Below are 1,505 nucleotides of genomic sequence, written 5' to 3'. Positions count from 1 at the left end.
TGTCTTGTCCTGAAATAGCTTGACACTTTTAAGGGGCTAAAAAGTATAGAAATGATCAAAAGAAAGCCCAAAAGAGTGTTCACGGAACCCTTTAAATTATCCGTGTTACGCGAGTATTACAGTAGCGGAATGAGCAAGTATGCGATAACGAAGAAATATTCTTTGAGCCCTCCTTGCATATATAGATGGCTAAAAGAATACCCAGTGGGATCGGACCAGTTACCTTTGCCATCAGAAACAAAAGAGAGGTTACAGATGGTTCCCAAGCAATCGGATTTGACAGATATGGAGTCCCTTCAAAAGCGCATAGAGGAATTGCGTCGTTCTTTGGAGCTGGAGAAGATGCGTAGCCGTGCCTTCGAGAAGATGATAGAGATAGCGGAAGAGGAAGAAGGCATCAGTATATTAAAAAAAGATGGTGCCAAACAGTAACGGCGTTACGTGAGGAGTATCCCCATGAGAGTGTGGCTACCCTTTGCGGGCTGTTTGGAAAGAAACGCCAATGGTATTACGCGAACATGAAGGCTGATGTATCGGAGAGACAACGCGTCAAGCTTCTTGCTGACATGATAGGCTATTATCGTCTTTGTTGTCCCCGTATCGGAGGTTTCAAACTGTTCCATTTACTGGAAAAGGATTTGGGACATGCTGTGACCCTCGGGCGAGACTCGTTCTTAAAGGTTTATGAATCAAAAGGCTTTAAGCTCAAGCCCAACAAACGTAGGCGTACGACAGACTCCAATCATGTCTATAAAAGGTACCCCAATCTTATCAAGGGAAAAGACGCGCGGTATTCCAACCATATATGGGTGTCGGACATCACGTACGTGTGGATATTGGGGGACGTGTTGTACTTGCATCTTGTCACCGACGCCTATTCGCACGCCGTATTGGGCTGGTGCCTATCCGACAGTCTCAGCGCCTCGCATACGACAGAGGCCTTGCGCATGGCGATCCGGATCGCCGGAGGCGGCAACCTTTGCGGTACCATACACCACTCGGACAGGGGGGCACAATACGCCAGCGACGCTTACGTCAGCTGCCTCATGGAGCATCACATACGGATAAGCATGACAGAAGGATATGAGCCGACAGACAACGCCATGGCGGAAAGACAGAACGGGATCTTCAAGGTCGAATGGATATACGAGCAGGAAATGTACAGGGATAAAGAACAGGCGATCAATGAGATCAATCGTATGATTGACTTTTATAACAACCGAAGACCTCATATGAGCATCGGAATGGAGTGCCCGATGGAGGTGTATAAAGGCAAACTGCCGGGGAAAAATCTTTGGCGAAAAAGACCCTGATTCTTTTTGATTCCTTACATTTGTACGCCGAGAATATGGATCACTCTGGTATATCCATTGTCCATTCTTGATGACAAGCTTTTTGGTAGGCTTTATCAGAGAGTGACAAGTAAGCCAGGAGGATCATGAGTTTATTGACAAGTAAAGTTGTTTAACTACCCCAAAAGTGACAAGTGATTTTAGGAATGGACA

At 46.2% G+C, this 1,505-nt stretch carries 2 protein-coding genes; both read left to right on the top strand.

All coding sequences use genetic code 11. The annotated features are described in order from the left end of the window. Positions 1-51 precede the first annotated feature (51 nt). Complete coding sequence (locus NBH16_RS23220) at positions 52-432, top strand: transposase (RefSeq protein WP_048927972.1); 381 nt, start codon at positions 52-54, stop codon at positions 430-432. Positions 433-464: 32 nt separating this feature from the next. Beyond that, complete coding sequence (locus NBH16_RS23215) at positions 465-1,313, top strand: IS3 family transposase (protein ID WP_250789132.1); 849 nt, start codon at positions 465-467, stop codon at positions 1,311-1,313. Positions 1,314-1,505: the final 192 nt, after the last annotated feature.

The organism is Parabacteroides sp. Y3-G-102 (genome assembly GCF_023656845.1).
Taxonomy (GTDB): Bacteria; Bacteroidota; Bacteroidia; order Bacteroidales; family Tannerellaceae; genus Parabacteroides; species Parabacteroides distasonis.
The sequence above is the reverse complement of the archived record's forward strand: the minus strand, read 5'-3'. Positions and strand labels throughout refer to the sequence as shown.

What these genes read in the sequence shown, in the direction of transcription:
- NBH16_RS23220 (WP_048927972.1), top strand. Translation starts at nt 52, where the DNA reads ATGATCAAAAGAAAGCCCAAAAGAGTGTTCACGGAACCCTTTAAATTA.